The organism is Sinomonas halotolerans (assembly GCF_039615075.1).
GTDB classification, from domain to species: Bacteria; Actinomycetota; Actinomycetes; order Actinomycetales; family Micrococcaceae; genus Sinomonas; species Sinomonas halotolerans.
This window is the reverse complement of the sequence record NZ_JBDFRB010000003.1, coordinates 147920-165176: the sequence shown is the minus strand read 5'-3', so window position 1 is coordinate 165176 and position 17257 is coordinate 147920. Positions and strand designations below refer to the sequence as shown.

Below are 17257 nucleotides of genomic sequence, written 5' to 3'. Positions count from 1 at the left end.
CCTTCCCGGTTGCGGGCGTCTCGCGGACGCTGACCGCCGTCCCGCTGTGGCGGGGCGGCGGGATCTGAGCTCAGGCCCGGCGGACGATCACGCCGTCGGACTTGAGGAAGAGCTCGGTGCCTTTGGCGCTGCCGCTGATCCACAGGACGTTCCCGCTCAGGGAGACCTCCTCGACCTGGCCGGCCGCCACAACCTGGGCGTGCCGCACGATCTCGACGGCCTCCCCGTCCCGCAGGCGGGTCCAGTTCTCGACGGGCGCCTGGTGCGCCCCGCGGCGCGTGAGGACCGCTCCTCGTGCCTTCATGTGCCTCTTCACTCCTTTGTGAGAAACGTGTGCTGGATGGGTGCTGCGAGGGTGACGCTGGTCGCGCGCGCGTGCGCGCACTCTCTTTCTATCGGCTCTTCGCGGCCCCTGCCATGTGGACCCTGACGATGGATTGGCCAATCCGCTGTGCTCTCATCCATGTCAGATGTCTGGGCGATCCGGGCGAGCAGGGTGCGGGCGTTGTGGAGCCGGGGCCCCGCACCGCCCTCGCCGGCCGCTGGCTAGCGGAGCCCGCCGACGGCCGCGTCCACGGCTGCGAGCAGGTCGCCGCTCGCGAGCACCCGGTCCGCCTCCTCGAGCTCCGGGGACATGAACCGGTCCGTGCCCGGGCCGTCGACCGTCCGGCGGAGCACCTCGAGCGCGGCGGCGCCGCCCGGGCCGGGGACCAGCGCGCCGTCGGACGCCTGGGTGCGGATGTCGATCGCCCGCGCCGCCGTCACGAGCTCGATCGCGAGCACGCGGCGGAGGTTCTCGACCGCCTTGCGGAGCTTGCGCGCCGCGTGCCAGCCCATGGACACATGGTCCTCCTGCATGGCGGAGCTCGGGATCGAGTCCACCGATGCGGGGACGGCCAGGCGCTTGCAGTCCGAGACGAGCCCGGCCTGGGTGTACTGGGCGATCATGAGGCCTGAGTCCACCCCCGGATCATGGGCGAGGAACGCCGGGAGGCCGTGCGAGCGGGCCGGGTCGAGCATCCGGTCGGTGCGGCGCTCGGCGATCGAGGCTAGGTCCGCGACGGCGATCGCGAGGAAGTCCAGGACGTACGCGACCGGGGCGCCGTGGAAATTGCCGTTGGAGCTCACCCGCCCGTCCGGCAGCACCACCGGGTTGTCGATCGCGGCATCCAGCTCGCGCAGCGCCACGGTCTCGGCGTGGGTGATCGTGTCCCGCACCGCGCCGGAGACCTGCGGCGCGCAGCGCAGCGAGTAGGCGTCCTGGACGCGGGAGTCGCCCTCCTTGTGGGAGGCGACGATCGCCGAGCCGGCGAGGACGGCGAGCATGTTCGCCGCGGCATCCGCCTGGCCCGGGTGGGGGCGCAGCGGGGCGTGCAGCTCGGGCAGGAACACCTGGTCGGTGCCGAGCAGGCCCTCGACCGACAGCGCGGCGGTGACGTCCGCCGTCTTCACGAGGGCGCGCAGGTCTGCGAGCGCCATGAGCAGCATGCCGAGCATGCCCTCGGTGCCGTTGACGAGGGCCAGGCCCTCCTTCTCGGCCAGGACGATCGGCTCGATCCCGTGCTCCCCCAGCAGCTCAGCGACGGGGCGCTCGCCCGCGCCGCCGAACCGCTCGCCGTCGGGCCCGAACGCCTCGCCCTCGCCCATGAGGACGAGCGCGACGTGGCTCAGCGGGGCGAGGTCGCCGGAGCAGCCGAGCGAGCCGAACTCGCGGACCACCGGGGTGATGCCGGCGTTGAGCAGCTTGACGAACGTCTCGAGGACCACGGGGCGGACGCCGGTGCGGCCCGAGGCGAGGGTCTTGGCGCGCAGGAACATGAGCGAGCGGGCCACCTCGCGCTCCACGGCCGGGCCCATGCCGGCGGCGTGCGAGCGGATGAGGGACTTCTGCAGCTGCGTGCGCTTCTCCTGCGGGATGTGCAGGGTGGCGAGGGCGCCGAAGCCGGTCGAGATGCCGTACGCGGGGGTCTCGGATGCGGCGAGCTCCTCGACATGGGCTCGGACGCGGGCGACGGCGTCGAGCGCCTCGGGGGCGATCGCCACCCTCGCGCCGTGGCGGGCCACGGCGACGACGTCCGCGGGCGTGAGGCCGTGGGTCGAGAGCGTGACCTCGGTGGGGAGGGTCTCGGGGGATGCGGTGAGGGTCATGTCAGGGGTCCTTGGTGGTGAGGTGTCCGAAAGTGCACAACTCGCGGCCGTTTCGGGGGCCAGGAGCCCGTTTCGGGGCCTGAGATGTGCACTTTCGGACGGCAGGAGGGGTGGGTCAGCGGCCGGCCATGGGGATCTGGACCCCGCGATCGGCGGCGACCTCGACGGCGCGCTCGTAGCCGGCGTCGGCGTGGCGGATCACGCCCATGCCCGGGTCGTTGGTGAGGAGGGCGGTGAGCTTCGCTGCGGCGAGCTCGGTGCCGTCGGCCACGGAGACCTGGCCGGCGTGGATCGAGCGGCCGATGCCGACGCCGCCGCCGTGGTGGATCGAGACCCAGGTCGCGCCGGAGGACGCGGCGGTGAGCGCATTGAGGAGCGGCCAGTCCGCGACCGCGTCCGAGCCGTCCTTCATGGCCTCGGTCTCGCGGTACGGCGAGGCGACGGAACCGGAGTCGAGGTGGTCGCGGCCGATCACGATCGGGGCCTTGACCTTGCCCTCGGCGACGAGGCGGTTGAACAGCAGGCCGGCCTGGTGGCGCTCGCCGTAGCCGAGCCAGCAGATGCGGGCCGGGAGGCCCTCGAACTCGACGCGCTCCGCCGCGGCGTCGAGCCACTTGTGCAGGTGCTTGTTCTCCGGGAAGAGCTCCTTGATCGCCTCGTCGGTGACGCGGATGTCCTCCGGGTCACCCGAGAGCGCGACCCAGCGGAAGGGGCCCAGGCCCTCGCAGAAGAGCGGGCGGATGTAGGCCGGGACGAAGCCGGGGAACTCGAAGGCACGCTCGTAGCCGCCCTTGCGGGCCTCGTCGCGGATCGAGTTGCCGTAGTCGAAGACCTCGGCGCCCACGTCCTGGAACTCGACCATGGCCTGGACGTGGCGGGCCATGGCGTTCTGGGCCTTCTTGGTGAAGCCCTCGGGGTCCGCCTCGGCCTCGCGGTGCCACTGCTCCACGGTGTACTCGGTGGGGAGGTAGCTCAGCGGGTCGTGGGCAGAGGTCTGGTCGGTGACGACGTCGACCGTCAGCTCGCCGGCCCTGTGGCGGCGCAGCAGCTCCGGGAAGACCTCGGCGGCGTTGCCCACGTAGCCGACCGACCAGCCGCGGCGCTCCTGCTTGGCCGCCAGGACCTTGGCGATCGCGGCGTCGAGGTCAGTCTCGACCTCGTCGAGGTAGCGCTTGCCCACGCGGCGGCGCAGGCGGGTCTCGTCGACGTCGACAATGAGGCACGCGCCGTCGTTGAGGGTCACGGCGAGCGGCTGGGCGCCGCCCATGCCGCCGCAGCCGCCGGTGAGCGTCAGGGTGCCGGCGAGCGGGCCTTCGGTGGAGCCTTCTGCCGGGGCTGCGGGGTGGCGGCCCTCGCTCATGAGCTTGCGGCCCACCGCGGCGAACGTCTCGTACGTTCCCTGGAGGATGCCCTGCGTGCCGATGTAGATCCAGGACCCGGCGGTCATCTGGCCGTACATCATGAGGCCCTCGGCCTCGAGGCGGCGGAACTCGGGCCAGTTGGCCCAGTCGCCCACGAGGTTGGAGTTGGCGATGAGGACGCGCGGTGCCCACCTGTTGGTGCGGAAGACGCCGACCGGCTTGCCGGACTGCACGAGGAGGGTCTCGTCATCGTCCATGTCCTTGAGGGTCTCGACGATCGCGTCGAACGCCTTCCACGAGCGGGCGGCGCGGCCGGTGCCGCCGTAGACGACGAGGCTGTCCGGGTGCTCGGCGACCTCGGGGTCGAGGTTGTTCATGAGCATGCGCAGGGGCGCCTCGGTCTGCCAGGACTTGGCCGAGATCTCGGTGCCGCGGGGCGCGCGGACGGGACGGGCTCCCGTGGTGAAGTCGGCCTTGCGGGCGGGGGTGGTCTTCTCGGTGCTCATCGTGACTCCTGCGTCGTGATGCGGTCGTGGTGTCTGATCGGCCGTTCGGCCTCTGCATCCATGACACCGCGGAAACCCGTGCGGAAACAGAGCCTTCGGAGGGGTGCTGTCCGGGATTCCGGACTTGGCTGGGCCCAGGTCACGACACGGTCCCGAACGCCCCAGCCCAGTCACCTACCGGCGCGGTCCCCGGACTGGCAGGATCATCGTGGGGCGCGGGGGAACGCGCAGGAGGGGGACCCGATGGACTGGGCGGACGGCGCGGCCTGGAAGGCACTGCTGCTCTCCGGCGGATGGGGCCGGGCTGCGAGTGCGGGCGACCCCCGCGGGCGGCGCGTGCTCGGCGTGGCAGCGATCGCCTGCGGCACGGCTGCACTCGCGGGGGCGCTGGCAGCTTCGCAGGCCATCGGCTCGGAGCTGGGCTGGTACGGGCCGCGGGAGGTGGAAGAGGTCGGCACGTGGCTCCTCGTCCAGTGGAGCGCGATGTACGGGCTCTGGGTGTGCGGCTGGACGGCGCTCGCCGGCCTCGCCTGCGGGATCGCGTCCCTCGCGGCGCGGTGGTCGCTCGGGCTCTCGCTCGCCGGCACGGGGCTCTCGCTCGGCGCAGCGGCGGCGACTGTCAACACGTACGGGATGTTCTTCTGGAACCACTTCTAGCCAGCCCCATCCAGTTGCGGGGTCACCTCCCAGCAATGCGGGGTCACCTCCCAGCAATGCGGGGTCACATGAAAGCGCCGAAACACGCCGGGCGTAGCCATTCGCTCATGCAGAGGATTGCCGTCGAACCGCCGCGCCAGCCCGAAGCCGAGGAGCTGCTGGCACTCGGCGCGGCCTACGCGCACTCCCTGTACCCGCCCGGGGCGTGCTTCCTCCTGGACGTGGCGACGCTCGAGCTCCCAGGGGTCACCTTCTATGTCGCGCGAGTCCACGGCTGCGCGGCGCTCGTGACGCCGTCGCAGGCCGGGGCGGACGCGGGCGAGCTCAAGCGCATGTTCGTCCGCGCCGAGGCTCGGGGCACTGGCGTGGCGGGCGCGATCCTGGGCCGGATCGAATCTGATGCGCCCGCAGTCGGGCTTGAACGAATCGTGCTCGAAACCGGGACACGCCACACGGCCGCGCTCTCGTTCTACCCACGCCACGGGTACAAGCCCGTGCCGCAGTTCGGCGAGTACGTCGGCGAAGAGTTCAGCGTGTGCTTCGCGAAGGATCTCCTACCGGGGAGGTGACCCCGCAACGCTGGGAGGTGACCCCGCAACGCTGGGAGGTGACCCCGCAACGCTGGGAGGTGACCCCGCATCCCTGGGAGGTGACCCCGCAACGCAGCGAGGTGACCCCGCATCCTTGGGGGGTGACCCCGCATCCTTACGAGGTGACCCCGCAACGCAGGGTGCGGGGTCAGGCGGCGCGGCCGTAGATCCTCGCCGAGAGCTCGCCGGCCACGCGCGACACACGCTTGGCCAGATCCTCCCGCCCGCCCCCCGGGGTCCTGTCGGACTGGAACGTGACGGCGATGGCCGCCGTCGGCCATCCGGCGTGGTCCGTGACCGCAGCGGCGACGGACGCGAACCCGGCCGTGACCTCGCCGTCCTCCGTCGCATAGCCGCGCTGGCGCACCTGGTCCAGCTCGGACTGGAGGGCGGAGTAGGAGCGGATCTGCTCCCCCTCCCCCGTGCGCTCGGAGAACGCCGCGGCGTTCGGGTACAGCGCGCGGACCTGCGACTTGGGCAGCGCCGCGAGGATCGCCCGGCCGCTCGCGGTGAGGTGGCTCGGGAGGCGCACGCCCACATCGGTCACGAGCGAGGGCCGGTTCTTCGCCCGCTCCTCGACGATGTAGAGGACGTCGCGCCCGTGCAGGACCGCGAGGTGGGCGCTCTCCCCGATCGCATCGACGAGCGCCGCGAGCACCGGCCGGCCCAGACGCGAGAGCGGCTCCTGGCGCGAGTAGGCGCTCGAGAGCTCGAACGCCCCGACGCCGAGGCCGTACCGCTGCTCCTCCTTGAGGTGCATGACGAAGCCGTTCTCCTCCATGACCGCGAGCAGGTGGTACACGGTGGAGCGCGGCAGGCCGAGCTGGGTCGCGATGGCGGAGGCCGGCTGGGGCCCGCGCCTCGACGCGAGGAGGCGCAGGATGCGCAGCGTGCTCTCGGCAGCGGGGACCTTGGACTTCTGGGAGGGCTCGGGCATGGAGGGGGACCTCGTCTCGGGGCCGGGCGGGATCCGGCGGGGCTCGGGCTGTCTGTGATACCGAACTCCAGTGTGCGCGCGCACGACGTCGCAGCGCACCCGCCCCACGGACCGCACCGTCCGGGATTCCAGACAGGGCGACAGTCTGCGATACGAGATGCCGACCGCCCGTGATGGCTCTCACAGGCGGCGGGATGCCGGGACAGTGGAAGGGATCCTTCCCAAAGTCGTGAGGAACTCCCATGCACCACCCCACACCTGCCGCCGGCGTGCTCAGCCGCGGCCTCAACGTCCGCCACATCCGGTTCATGGCCCTGGGCTCGGCCATCGGGACCGGCCTCTTCTACGGATCCGCGTCCGCGATCCAGGCCGCTGGGCCCGCCGTCCTCATCGCCTACATGGTTGCGGGCGCCGCCGTCTTCATGGTCATGCGCTCGCTCGGCGAGATGGCCGTCCGCCACCCCGTCTCCGGCTCCTTCGGCCAGTACGCGGGCCGATACCTCGGCCCGTTCGCGGGCTTCGCGACCGGCTGGACCTACGTTTTCGAGATGGCCATCGTGGCCCTCGCAGACGTCACGGCCTTCGGCATCTACATGGGCTTCTGGTTCCCCGAGGTGGACCGCTGGATCTGGATCGCCGCCGTCATCCTCCTCCTCACGGCCGTGAACCTGCTCAGCGTCAGAGTGTTCGGCGAGCTCGAGTTCTGGTTCACCCTCGTCAAGGTCGTCGCGATCATCGCAATGATCGTCGGCGGCGCCGCCCTCATCGGGTTCGGCTTCACGTCCTCGGGCGGCCAGGCCGGCGCTCACCAGCTGGTCGAGCATGGGGGCCTGTTCCCCAACGGCTTCGGCGGGCTCCTGGCGGCGTTCTCGGTGGTCGTGTTCGCCTTCGGCGGCGTCGAGACGATCGGCGTGACCGCTGGCGAGGCGAACGACCCGAAGAAGGCCATCCCCGGCGCCGTCAACACCGTCCCCGTGCGCATCCTGCTCTTCTACGTGCTCACGCTCGGAGTGCTCATGAGCCTGTTCCCCTGGAACGAGGTCGGCGCCCAGGGCAGCCCGTTCGTCCAGATCTTCGACGGGCTCGGAGTCCCCGGCGCCGCGCACGTCCTCAACGCGATCGTCATCACCGCAGCGCTCTCGGCCATCAACTCGGACATCTTCGGCGCCGGCCGCGTCCTGTTCGGGCTCGCCCAGCAGGGCCATGCGCCCCAGTCCTTCGGCCGCGTCTCGCGTCGCGGCGTGCCGTGGATGACCGTGGTGGCCATGACCGGCGTCCTCGTGGTCGGCGTGGTCCTCAACGCCGTCATCCCTAAGGACGTGTTCCTGGTCATCGCCTCGATCGCGACCTTCGCCACCGTCTTCGTGTGGAGCATGATCCTCGCGAGCCATGTGGCCATGAAGCGCGAGATCCGCAGGCTCGCGCTCGCCCCGAGCGAGTTCCCCTCGCCCCTGTGGCCCGCGGCGTCGGTCGCGGCGATGGCCTTCCTCGCCCTCGTCCTGGTCCTCCTGGGCTGGTTCGAGTCGACCCGCGTGGCCCTCGCAGTGGGCGGCGCGTGGATCGGCCTGCTCGCCGCGGCCTATGCGCTGTGGGTCCGCGGGGACGGACGACGCCGGCCTGCCCTCCGCGACGAGACCGCGCCGCTCGCTGTGGTCGGCGTCGAGGAGCCTGCCCGCGTGTAGTCGGGCCGCTCCGCGGTCGCGTCCGGGCGATGCGGGCCGCTGCCGTCTCCGACGCCGTGTCAACTGCGTGTCGCGCCATGGAGCGCTATTGCGGGCCGGGTTCCCAGAACCCGGCCCGCGCCCTTAGCGTAGGGGCCACGCGACCGCTCCGGCTCGCGCCGGCGCGAGCCCAGGAGGGTCCCATGCAGCAGCACCGCACCGCAGGGCAGGAAGCGCACGAGCACGTGCTGGCAGCGCTCGAGGACGCCGACGCGATCGAGCGCTCGGGCCCCGCGTGGGAGTCCTTCCGCGAGCGCCTGGACAGGCACCTTCCGGACCTCGCGGGGCTGTTCGGGCAGCTCTACGGGGACCGGGACGACTGGCTGGACCACCTCGCAGCGCTGGTCCTCGAATGCGCGGCCTCGTGGCAGCGGCGCCCGGCGGAGCTCAAGGAGCTCGACGCGCGGCGCGAGGCACGTCCGGACTGGTTCCAGGCCGGCGAGATGCTCGGCGGGGTCTGCTACGTGGACCGCTATGCGGACACCCTCGAGGGCCTGCGGGCGCGCATCCCGTACTTCCGCGAGCTCGGCCTCACCTACCTGCACCTCATGCCGCTGTTCCTCGCGCCGGAGCCGAACTCGGACGGCGGCTATGCGGTCTCGAGCTACCGAGAGGTGAATCCGCGGCTCGGGACCATGGACCAGCTCCGAGCGCTGGCCGCCGAACTGCGCGCCAACGGCATCAGCCTGGTGGTGGACTTCATCTTCAACCACACCTCCAACGAGCACGAATGGGCCCGGCGCGCTGCCGCCGGGGAAGCCGAGTTCGAGGACTACTACTGGATCTTCCCGGACCGGACCATGCCGGACGCGTACGAGCAGACGGTCCGGGAGATCTTCCCCGACGACCACCCGGGATCGTTCGTCCCGATGCCGGACGGCCGCTGGGTCTGGGCCACGTTCCACACGTTCCAGTGGGACCTCAACTACTCCAACCCCGCGGTGTTCCGGGCGATGGCGGGCGAGATGCTGTTCCTCGCGAACCAGGGGGTGGAGGTCCTGCGGATGGATGCAGTCGCGTTCATCTGGAAGCGCCTCGGCACGGCGTGCGAGAGCCTGCCCGAGGCGCACTGGCTCCTGCGGGCGTTCAACGCGGTATGCCGGCTCGCCGCGCCGTCGCTCCTGTTCAAGTCGGAGGCGATCGTCCACCCGGACGAGGTCGTGCAGTACATCGACCCGGCCGAATGCCAGGTCTCCTACAACCCCCTCGAGATGGCGCTGACCTGGGAGGCCCTCGCCACACGGGACGTGGCGCTCCTCTCGCAGGCCCTCGAACGGCGGCACAACCTCCCCGAGGGAACGGCCTGGGTCAACTACGTGCGCAGCCACGACGACATCGGGTGGACGTTCGCGGACGAGGACGCCGCCGAGCTGGGCATCAACGGCTTCGACCACCGGCGCTTCCTCAACCGCTTCTACGTCAACCGGTACCCCGGCAGCTTCGCGCGGGGAGTCCCGTTCCAGGACAACCCACGCACGGGTGACTGCCGCATCTCCGGCACCACGGCGTCCCTGTGCGGGCTCGAGGATGCGGCGGGCTCCCCTGACCACCCCTCGGTGCGCCGCATCCTCCTGGCCCACTCGGTCGCCGCGAGCACGGGCGGCATCCCGCTGCTGTACCTCGGCGACGAGGTGGGCCAGGTCAACGACTACGCGTACGCCGAGGAACCGGGCCATGAGGCGGACTCGCGCTGGGTCCACCGGCCGCACTTCCCGGCGGAGCGGTACGCCCGGCGCAACGACCCGTGGACGGTCGAGGGCACCATCTACGCGGGCCTGCAGAAGATGCTCGCCGTCCGGGCGCGCACCCCCGAGCTCGCCGGGAACACGCTCATCGGCTTCGACACGGGCAACCGCCATGTCCTCGGCTACCAGCGGCCCGGGGAGGAGGGCGCCGCCATCCTCGTCCTCGCGAACTTCGGTGACGCTGCGCAGCACGTCTCGGCCCACACGCTCTCGGGCTTCGCGCCGCACGCCGAGGACCTCTTCACCGGGCTCACGGCCCTCCTCTCGGACGGCGTCACCCTCCCGGCCCAGGAGTTCGTCTGGCTCAGGGCCCACGCGGCCCGCACGTAGCAGCGGCCACAGGAACGGGCGTCCCGAACGACACAACTCAGGGCCGGATTCCCCCCGAAAGGGGTGGATCCGGCCCTGAGCTGTGCAGTTGTGGACCGTTCTGCCAGCGCGGCTACCGGGCCGACCAGCCCCCGTCCATCGTGTAGGACGCGCCGGTGACCATGCCGGCCTCCTCGGAGGCGAGCCAGCACACGAGCGAGGCCACCTCCTCAGGCTCCACAAGGCGCTTGACCGCCATCTCGGTGAGCATGACCTTCTCGAGCACCTCGGACTCCGGCATCCCATGCGTGGCGGCCTGGTCCGCGATCTGCTTCTCCACGAGCGCCGTCCGGACGTAGCCGGGGTTGATGCAGTTGGACGTGACGCCGTGCTCGGCGCCCTCGAGCGCGGTCACCTTCGAGAGCCCCTCGAGCCCGTGCTTCGCCGAGACGTAGGCGCCCTTGAAGGCGGAGGCACGGATCCCGTGGACCGAGCTGAGGTTGATGATGCGGCCCCAGCCGCGCGCGTACATGTGCGGCAGAGCGGCCCGGATGAGCAGGAACGGCGCCTCGAGCATGAGCCGCTGGATGCGCCGGAACGCCTCCGGCTCGTACTCGTGGATCGGGCCGACCTTCTGGATCCCGGCGTTGTTGACCAGGATGTCGCAGTCCAGCACGAGGTCCTCGAGCGCCGCGGTGTCGAGCAGGTCCACGGCCCAGGGGGTCCCCCCGAGGTCCGCGGCGAGCTTCTCGGCCGCCTCGCGGTCCAGGTCCGCGACCACCACATGCGCTCCGCGTTCGGCCAGCGCCCGGGAGGCGGCGGCGCCGATGCCCGCCGCTCCCCCGGTCACCAGTGCCCGGCGTCCTTCCAGGCTCACGCGCCGGCCCGGGTCGACGGGATGGACGACGGCGCGGCGGCGCCGGTCGTGCGGGCGGCGTCCTCGGCGTCGAGGGCGTGGAGGGACGCGCCCTTGGTCTCGCGCATGGAAAGGACGGCGATGGTCGTGACGATGCCTGCCGCGAGGAGGTACACGGCCGTGGGCCACCAGGACCCGGTGCTCTTGAGCCACTCGGTGGCGAAGACCGGTGCGAGCGAGCCGGCCACGATCGAGGTGACCTGGTAGCAGATCGAGACGCCCGAGTAGCGCATGCGCGTGGGGAACATCTCGGACATGATGGCCGGCTGCGAGGCGTACATGAGGGCGTGGAACGCGAGGCCCACGATGATGGCGAGGAGGATCACGAACACGTTCTGGGTGCCGAAGGCCGGGAAGGCCCAGAAGCCCCACGTGCCGCCGAGCACTGCGCCGGCGAGGTAGACGGGCTTGCGGCCGAACTGATCGGCGAGCCGGCCCACGATCGGGATGAACACGAAGTGGGCAACGTGGGCGATCGCTATGACGCCGAGGATGGAGGACGTGTTCATCTTGAGGCCCGTGCCGAGGTAGACGATCGAGAAGCTCACCACGAGGTAGTACATGATGTTCTCCGCGAAGCGCAGGCCCATGCCGGTGAGGATCCCGCGCGGGTAGCGCTTGATGACCTCTCCCACCCCGTAGCCCACGGCCTTCTCGGACTCCATCTCGGCCTTGGCCTTCTCGAAGATCGGGGCGTCCGTGATCTTGGTGCGGATGTAGTAGCCCACGAGGACCACGACGGCGGAGAGCCAGAACGCCACGCGCCAGCCCCACGCGAGGAAGGCGTCGTTCGTGAGGGTCACGGACATGAGCCACAGGACGGCGGTCGCCAAGAGGTTGCCCACCGGGACCGCAGCCTGGGGCCACGAGGCCCAGAAGGCGCGCGAACGGTCCGGTGCGTGCTCGGCGACGAGGAGCACGGCGCCGCCCCACTCGCCCCCGAGGGCGAGGCCCTGCACGAAGCGCAGGAACACGAGCAGGAGCGGTGCCCACAGGCCGATCTGGGCGAAGGTGGGCAGGCAGCCCATGAGCACGGTGGCCGCGCCGATCAGGAGGATGGTGATCTGGAGCGTGGCCTTGCGGCCGAGCCTGTCACCGAGGTGGCCGAACACGATCCCGCCGAGCGGGCGCGAGACGAAGCCGACCGCGTAGGTCAGGAACGCCGCGATGATGGCGTCGTACTCGTTGCCCATCTTGGGCAGGAGCACCTTGTTGAACACGAGCGCCGCGGCGGTGGCGTAGAGGAAGAAGTCGTACCACTCCACGACCGTTCCGGCCATGGACGCGGAGACGATGCGCTTGAGGACTGACGGGTCGGTGTGGCCATCGTGGCCGGCAGAACGCTGCGTTGCGCTCATAGTTCCCTCCTGTGGGTGGGTGGTGCCCCCTACTGGTTCTCCCAGCGGGCAGATGTGACAGTGATCACGCTCCCAGCCACTATTCCTGTGCATTGACGTCTGCTCAATGGCCAAAAGGGCAGTGCCCATGTGCAGAATTGCACATGACGTCCGTTCCCTCCCGCTCCCCAGCACCAAGTCCGGACCAGCTCCTCGTGCTCCTCGAAGTCTCCAGAAGCGGGAGGTTCACCACCGCGGCGGAGACGCTCGGGCTCAACCACACCACGGTGGCCCGCAAGGTCGCGGCCCTCGAGAAGTCGCTGGGCGGACGCGTCCTCGCCCGCGCCGCGGGCGGGTGGGAGCTCACCGAGCTCGGCGAGCGCGCGGTGCGGGTCGCCGGCGAGGTGGCTGACGCCGTCGGGCGCCTGGGGCCCGCCGGCGACGCCCCGGACCCCGTGGCAGGCGTGGTGCGGATGACGGCGACGGACGGCTTCAGCGCCTACATCGCCTCGCCCGCGGTCGCAGAGCTGCGGGCCGAGCACCCGCACCTGAGCGTCGAGCTCATCACCGTGACGCGGCGGGCCACGCAGCAGCGCTCGGGCGTGGACATCGAGGTGGTGGTGGGCGAGCCGCAGGTGCACCGGGCGCAGGCGTTCCGGCTCGGGGAGTACGCCCTCGGGATGTACGCCTCGCGGGACTACCTGGCCCGCCGCGGCACCCCCCGCACGCCGAACGAGCTGGCCTCGCACGGTCTTGTGTACTTCGTGGACTCCATGCTCCAGGTGGACGACCTCGACGCCCCGCGCCGGCTCGCCCCGCAGATGCGGGACGGACTGACCTCCACCAACGTGTTCGTGCACGTGGAGGCCACGCGGGCCGGCGCCGGGATCGGGTTCCTGCCGTGCTTCATGGCGGACCGGCACGAGGACCTCGTCCGGCTCCTGCCCGAGTACTTCAGCGAGCGGCTGCCGTACTGGATGGTGCTGCGCCCGGACTCACTGCGCCAGCCCGCGGTCGCCGCGGTGGTCGAGGCGCTCCGGCGGCAGGTGGAGGCGGAGCGGCCCCGGCTCCTCGGGCGGGAAGCAGGCTAGGAGCAGTCGGCGAAAGCGGCGCGGACGGCAGATCCGAGCGACTCGGCGCTCGGGTCGCTGAGCAGCACCGTGTCCTCGACGATTCCGACGAGTCCCTCCCGTGAGCCGCCATTGCGGCTGGGCGCCACCTTGACGGAACGTCCCTCGCGCTCGATGTGCACGTGCAGGAGGCCCCGCGCGTAGGCGGACCACGAGCGCAGGCCGAGGGCCTCCAGCACCGGGCTGAATGGCGAGGGTCCGCGCAGGTTCGGCGTCCGCACCTGTGACCGGGAGGCGTCCAGCATCCGGAGGACAGCGGCGCCCAGCTCCTGGTCAGACGAGGCAGGCGCCAGCAGCTCGAACTCCCCGTTGGTGATCCAGAAGCCGTCCCTGGTCTGGGAGCTCGAGTAGACGACCAGACGATCACCGCGCAGGTCCGCGGCGGCAACGCTGATCGGGCTCACCCCCCTGCTCCGCCGTCCCCACATCGTGCCCTGCCCCTGCTACCCGTGCGGGAGGTCGAGTCGGGGCTGCACGGCGCCGATCCAGGCGCGCACCTGGGCGTCCTCCCAGAACTGCGCCGGGACTGCCCCGCCGAGCAGCCTCCGGCGGAGGGCGGGCGAGCCCTCGATCGGATGGTCACTGCCGGCGAGGACGATGTTGCCGAAGCGGCGGCCCTTGAGCATCGCCGGGTCGGAGACGAGCGCGACATGCCGGAACACGGCCGCGATCGACGCGGCCTCCTCGCGGGCCGTGGCCATGTCCGGGGAGCTGCCGATGTTCGCCACGAACAGCCCGCCGGGCGCGAGAAGGCGGGCGGAGGCCTGCGTGAACTCGACCGTCGTGAGCGGATACGGGGTGTGGGAGCCGGAGAACACGTCCCGGATCACGAGCTCGCGGGTCTGCGGGGTGAGGGACTCCGTCACGGAGCGGGCCTCGCCCACGCGGATCCGGAGCAGAGGCGCCTTGGGAAGGTCGAACCACGCGCGGACGTACTCGGCGAGCTGGCCGTCCAGCTCGACGACGACCTGGCGGCAGTCCCGGTAGCGGGCGGCGAGGTAGCGGGCCATCGAGCACGCGCCGCCGCCCTGGTGCAGGACCCGCAGCCGGGGCGCATCCGGGGCCTCAGGCGGGAACACGTCCTCGACGAGCGCGGTGATCCAGCGCATGTACTCGAAGTCCAGACGCAGCGGGTCCCCGATGACGATGTGCGAGCTCTGGACCCCGTTGATCTTCAGGAGCCAGCCGTCCGGGGTGTCCCCGTCCGGGACGAGTTCCGCCGTGCCCGTGCTGATCGGGTAGGTGCCGGCGGCCGGGCCCGCCGCGGCAGCTCTCTTGTCCATGCCGCCAACGCTACAGCTCCGCGCAGGTCTGGGCCTGCGGGCGTTTACAGCTGGGCGGGCGTGTGCCTAGCGTGAGGGGATGGCACACAGCATCAGTGGCAAGAGAGTGGCATTCCTCCTGACCCACGGCGTTGAGCAGCCCGAGCTCACCGAGCCGTGGAAGGCCGTCCAAGACGCAGGCGGCCAGCCGGTCCTCATCGCACCGGAGAAGGGCGAGGTCCGGGCGATGAAGGGCGACTGGGAGCGGGGCGACTCCTTCCCCGTGGACCAGACGCTCGACGAGGCCGACCCTGCGGACTTCGACGCGCTCGTCCTGCCGGGCGGCGTGATCAATGCAGACCACCTGAGGACGGACCGGAAGGCCGTGGCCTTCGCCACCCACTTCAAGGACACGGGCAAGCCGATCGCGGCCATCTGCCACGCACTCTGGCTCCTCGCCGAGGCAGACGTGGTCAAGGGCCGCGAGCTCACCTCGTACAAGTCCCTGGCGACGGACCTGAAGAATGCCGGGGCAACCTGGGTGGACCGCGAGGTCGTCACGGACCGCGGCCTCACCACATCCCGCCACCCGGGCGACCTGCCGGCGTTCTGCAGCACGATGATCGAAGAGATCGCCGAGGGCCAGCACGCCCCAGGGTGACCGAAGGGGCGCCCACACAAGGCAGGACGACGGCGGCGGAGGCCTGGCCCCGCCGCCGTCCCATGCTCCGCGCTACACGGCCTCGAGCACGCTCACGTAGTTCGCGATCCCTACCCCGCCCATGTTCTGCACCGCGGCCCGGCGGGGGTTCGGCAGCTGCATGGCCCCCGCGGTCCCCGTGAGCTGCATCGCGGCGAGGACGTGCTGCGAGACGCCCGTCGCGCCGACCGGGTGGCCCTTGGCCTTGAGTCCACCGGAGACGTTGACCGGAAGCCTCCCGTCCCTGTGCACCCAGCCTTCCTCGATCGCCCGCGCGCCCTCACCGGCCGCCGTGAGCCCCATCGCCTCGTACATGAGCAGCTCGGCGATGGTGAAGCAGTCGTGCACCTCGGCGAAGTCGACGCCGTCGAGGCCGACGCCGGCCATCGCGAACGCGCGCTCGAAGGACAGACGGGTGGCGGCGAACGCCGTCGGGTCGCGCCGCTCTGCGGGCAGGAAGTCGTTCGCGTGGCCGAAGCCGGCGAGGCGGACCGGCACCGTCGCCGCCCCAGCGGAAGGCGCGACGCTCAGCACGACGGCCGCAGCGCCGTCGGACACGGGCGAGCAGTCCGTGCGGCGCAGCGGGTCGGCGACCATCGGGTTCTTGTCCGACACTGTCCGGCAGAACTCCTCGCCGAGGTCCTTGCGCAGCTGCGCGTACGGGTTGTCCACGCCGTTGCGGTGGTTCTTCGCCGCGATCGAGCCCAGGACGTCGCCGAGGCTCCCCAGACTCGCCCCGTACCGCTTCTCGTAATGCTTCGCGACCTCCGCGAACAGCGCAGTGAACCCGGCCGACGACGCCTGCCCGGCCATGTCGTAGTCCGCACCCAGGAGGGCCGCGCCGACCTTCTCGGCCCCGGCCGGCGTCATCATCTCCGCGCCGATCACGAGGACGTTCCGCGCCGTGCCCGCGAGCAGCGCCTTGGCGCCCTGCTGCACGGCGGCCGAGCCCGACGCGCACGCGTTCTCCACCCGCGTGGCCGGCACACCGGCCAGGTCCGGGGAAAGCTGGAGCGCGAGCGAGGACGGGAAGGCCAGCGGCATCATGCCGGCGTTGAACTGGCCCACGTAGACCTCGTCGACGTCGCCCGGCTCGAGCCCCGCGTGCGCGAGGGCCTGGCCGGCGACCTGCACGATGAGGGACTCGAGCGTCTCCTCGGACAGCTTGCCGAAGCGGCTGTGCCCCCAGCCGGTGATCAGAACGTCCTTGCCGAACTGCTCCCTGAGGCTCATGCGAGCACCCCTTCCTCTGCATCTTCACGGACGACGTCGAAGTCCGGCTCGGTCTTCTCCCACACCTCTTCGAGGGTCACCCCGGGGGCGAGCCGGCGCAGCACGAGGCGAGGCCCGCCGTCGTCCTCCACGTGAGAGGCGACCACGTCGAAGACGGCGAGGTCGGTGATGATGCGGTCCACAACCCGCTGGCCGGTGAGCGGAAGCGAGCACCGGTGGACGATCTTGGGCGAGCCGTCCTTGGCCAGGTGCTCGGTGAGCACGATGATCCGCGGCGTCCCGGCGACGAGGTCCATCGCCCCGCCCATGCCCTTGACCATCTTGCCGGGGATGGTCCAGTTGGCGAGGTCGCCCTCGCCCGAGACCTGCATCGCGCCCAGCACGGCGACCTTGACGTGCCCGCCGCGGATCATCCCGAAGGACGTGGCGGAGTCGAAGATGCTGCCGCCCGGCAGGACCGTGACGGTCTGCTTGCCGGCATTGATGAGGTCCGCGTCCTCCTCCCCCTCGTACGGGAACGGGCCCATGCCCAGCAGCCCGTTCTCGCTCTGCAGCACGACCCGCACGCCCTCGGGCAGGTTGTTGGCGACGAGGGTCGGGATGCCGATGCCCAGGTTCACGTAGTCGCCGTCGTTCAGTTCCTCGGCCGCGATCGCGGCCATCTCGTCCCGGCTCCAGGCCATGGCTCCTCCTCGGAAGTTGCTG

The 17257-nt window shown here is 71.2% G+C and carries 16 protein-coding genes; 6 read left to right on the top strand and 10 right to left on the bottom strand.

Features of this window, described 5'->3' with window-relative positions:
* Window positions 1-70 precede the first annotated feature (70 nt).
* The 3 genes from ABCQ75_RS04865 to ABCQ75_RS04855 all read right to left on the bottom strand — a co-directional run bounded on the left by ABCQ75_RS04865 (window position 71) and on the right by ABCQ75_RS04855 (window position 4015).
* Window positions 71-304 carry a hypothetical protein gene (locus ABCQ75_RS04865; RefSeq protein ID WP_345883472.1) on the bottom strand — a complete coding sequence of 78 codons (234 nt, stop codon included), beginning with the start codon at window positions 302-304 and terminating at the stop codon, window positions 71-73.
* A 242-nt stretch (window positions 305-546) separates the two neighbouring features.
* Window positions 547-2148, bottom strand: a complete 1602-nt coding sequence (gene hutH / locus ABCQ75_RS04860; RefSeq protein ID WP_345883470.1) for a histidine ammonia-lyase — start codon at window positions 2146-2148, stop codon at window positions 547-549.
* A 115-nt stretch (window positions 2149-2263) separates the two neighbouring features.
* Complete coding sequence (locus ABCQ75_RS04855; RefSeq protein WP_345883468.1) at window positions 2264-4015, bottom strand: urocanate hydratase; 1752 nt, start codon at window positions 4013-4015, stop codon at window positions 2264-2266.
* Between the two features lie 243 nt (window positions 4016-4258).
* On the opposite strand from ABCQ75_RS04855, the gene ABCQ75_RS04850 reads away from it, so the two are divergent.
* Together ABCQ75_RS04850 and ABCQ75_RS04845 are read left to right on the top strand one after the other, a co-directional pair.
* Window positions 4259-4672 carry a hypothetical protein gene (locus ABCQ75_RS04850; protein WP_345883467.1) on the top strand — a complete coding sequence of 138 codons (414 nt, stop codon included), beginning with the start codon at window positions 4259-4261 and terminating at the stop codon, window positions 4670-4672.
* A gap of 107 nt (window positions 4673-4779) precedes the next feature.
* On the top strand, window positions 4780-5241 hold the full coding sequence (locus ABCQ75_RS04845) for a GNAT family N-acetyltransferase (RefSeq protein ID WP_345883465.1): 462 nt from the start codon (window positions 4780-4782) through the stop codon (window positions 5239-5241).
* 169 nt (window positions 5242-5410) lie between these two features.
* Here the strand turns inward: ABCQ75_RS04845 and ABCQ75_RS04840 are convergent, their stop codons facing one another.
* A complete protein-coding gene (locus ABCQ75_RS04840; protein WP_345883464.1) occupies window positions 5411-6199 on the bottom strand; it encodes an IclR family transcriptional regulator in 789 nt (262 codons plus the stop codon).
* Between the two features lie 242 nt (window positions 6200-6441).
* On the opposite strand from ABCQ75_RS04840, the gene ABCQ75_RS04835 reads away from it, so the two are divergent.
* Window positions 6442-7881: an amino acid permease gene (locus tag ABCQ75_RS04835; RefSeq protein ID WP_345883462.1), complete on the top strand. Its 1440-nt coding sequence runs from the start codon at window positions 6442-6444 to the stop codon at window positions 7879-7881.
* A 182-nt stretch (window positions 7882-8063) separates the two neighbouring features.
* On the top strand, window positions 8064-9995 hold the full coding sequence (locus tag ABCQ75_RS04830; protein WP_345883461.1) for an amylosucrase: 1932 nt from the start codon (window positions 8064-8066) through the stop codon (window positions 9993-9995).
* A 112-nt stretch (window positions 9996-10107) separates the two neighbouring features.
* Here the strand turns inward: ABCQ75_RS04830 and ABCQ75_RS04825 are convergent, their stop codons facing one another.
* Together ABCQ75_RS04825 and ABCQ75_RS04820 are read right to left on the bottom strand one after the other, a co-directional pair.
* Window positions 10108-10824 carry a 3-hydroxybutyrate dehydrogenase gene (locus tag ABCQ75_RS04825; RefSeq protein WP_427916039.1) on the bottom strand — a complete coding sequence of 239 codons (717 nt, stop codon included), beginning with the start codon at window positions 10822-10824 and terminating at the stop codon, window positions 10108-10110.
* Between the two features lie 23 nt (window positions 10825-10847).
* On the bottom strand, window positions 10848-12248 hold the full coding sequence (locus ABCQ75_RS04820) for an MFS transporter (protein ID WP_345883457.1): 1401 nt from the start codon (window positions 12246-12248) through the stop codon (window positions 10848-10850).
* A 143-nt stretch (window positions 12249-12391) separates the two neighbouring features.
* Between ABCQ75_RS04820 and ABCQ75_RS04815 the strand changes: the two genes are divergently transcribed.
* Window positions 12392-13318, top strand: coding sequence for a LysR family transcriptional regulator (locus tag ABCQ75_RS04815; protein ID WP_345883455.1), 927 nt, complete (start codon window positions 12392-12394; stop codon window positions 13316-13318).
* Here the strand turns inward: ABCQ75_RS04815 and ABCQ75_RS04810 are convergent.
* Together ABCQ75_RS04810 and ABCQ75_RS04805 are read right to left on the bottom strand one after the other, a co-directional pair.
* Window positions 13315-13761, bottom strand: coding sequence for a hypothetical protein (locus ABCQ75_RS04810; protein ID WP_345883453.1), 447 nt, complete (start codon window positions 13759-13761; stop codon window positions 13315-13317). The two genes, ABCQ75_RS04815 and ABCQ75_RS04810, sit on opposite strands and share 4 nt — an antisense overlap.
* Before the next feature lie 39 nt (window positions 13762-13800).
* The gene (locus ABCQ75_RS04805; protein WP_345883451.1) at window positions 13801-14640 is read right to left on the bottom strand and encodes a spermidine synthase; all 840 of its coding nucleotides are present in this window, start codon (window positions 14638-14640) and stop codon (window positions 13801-13803) included.
* Window positions 14641-14719: 79 nt separating this feature from the next.
* Between ABCQ75_RS04805 and ABCQ75_RS04800 the strand changes: the two genes are divergently transcribed.
* A complete protein-coding gene (locus ABCQ75_RS04800) occupies window positions 14720-15280 on the top strand; it encodes a type 1 glutamine amidotransferase domain-containing protein (RefSeq protein WP_345883449.1) in 561 nt (186 codons plus the stop codon).
* Between the two features lie 72 nt (window positions 15281-15352).
* Here the strand turns inward: ABCQ75_RS04800 and ABCQ75_RS04795 are convergent, their stop codons facing one another.
* On the bottom strand, window positions 15353-16552 hold the full coding sequence (locus tag ABCQ75_RS04795) for an acetyl-CoA acetyltransferase (protein WP_345883448.1): 1200 nt from the start codon (window positions 16550-16552) through the stop codon (window positions 15353-15355).
* Window positions 16549-17235, bottom strand: coding sequence for a CoA transferase subunit B (locus ABCQ75_RS04790; RefSeq protein WP_345883447.1), 687 nt, complete (start codon window positions 17233-17235; stop codon window positions 16549-16551). The genes ABCQ75_RS04795 and ABCQ75_RS04790 overlap by 4 nt, the downstream gene beginning before the upstream one ends.
* Between the last annotated feature and the right edge of the window lie 22 nt (window positions 17236-17257).

Coding starts and splice junctions, on each gene's coding strand:
- ABCQ75_RS04840 (WP_345883464.1), bottom strand. CDS start 6,199: ATGCCCGAGCCCTCCCAGAAGTCCAAGGTCCCCGCTGCCGAGAGCACG.
- ABCQ75_RS04805 (WP_345883451.1), bottom strand. CDS start 14,640: ATGGACAAGAGAGCTGCCGCGGCGGGCCCGGCCGCCGGCACCTACCCG.
- hutH (WP_345883470.1), bottom strand. CDS start 2,148: ATGACCCTCACCGCATCCCCCGAGACCCTCCCCACCGAGGTCACGCTC.
- ABCQ75_RS04835 (WP_345883462.1), top strand. CDS start 6,442: ATGCACCACCCCACACCTGCCGCCGGCGTGCTCAGCCGCGGCCTCAAC.
- ABCQ75_RS04845 (WP_345883465.1), top strand. CDS start 4,780: ATGCAGAGGATTGCCGTCGAACCGCCGCGCCAGCCCGAAGCCGAGGAG.
- ABCQ75_RS04795 (WP_345883448.1), bottom strand. CDS start 16,552: ATGAGCCTCAGGGAGCAGTTCGGCAAGGACGTTCTGATCACCGGCTGG.
- ABCQ75_RS04815 (WP_345883455.1), top strand. CDS start 12,392: ATGACGTCCGTTCCCTCCCGCTCCCCAGCACCAAGTCCGGACCAGCTC.
- ABCQ75_RS04855 (WP_345883468.1), bottom strand. CDS start 4,015: ATGAGCACCGAGAAGACCACCCCCGCCCGCAAGGCCGACTTCACCACG.
- ABCQ75_RS04820 (WP_345883457.1), bottom strand. CDS start 12,248: ATGAGCGCAACGCAGCGTTCTGCCGGCCACGATGGCCACACCGACCCG.
- ABCQ75_RS04790 (WP_345883447.1), bottom strand. CDS start 17,235: ATGGCCTGGAGCCGGGACGAGATGGCCGCGATCGCGGCCGAGGAACTG.
- ABCQ75_RS04850 (WP_345883467.1), top strand. CDS start 4,259: ATGGACTGGGCGGACGGCGCGGCCTGGAAGGCACTGCTGCTCTCCGGC.
- ABCQ75_RS04830 (WP_345883461.1), top strand. CDS start 8,064: ATGCAGCAGCACCGCACCGCAGGGCAGGAAGCGCACGAGCACGTGCTG.
- ABCQ75_RS04800 (WP_345883449.1), top strand. CDS start 14,720: ATGGCACACAGCATCAGTGGCAAGAGAGTGGCATTCCTCCTGACCCAC.
- ABCQ75_RS04865 (WP_345883472.1), bottom strand. CDS start 304: ATGAAGGCACGAGGAGCGGTCCTCACGCGCCGCGGGGCGCACCAGGCG.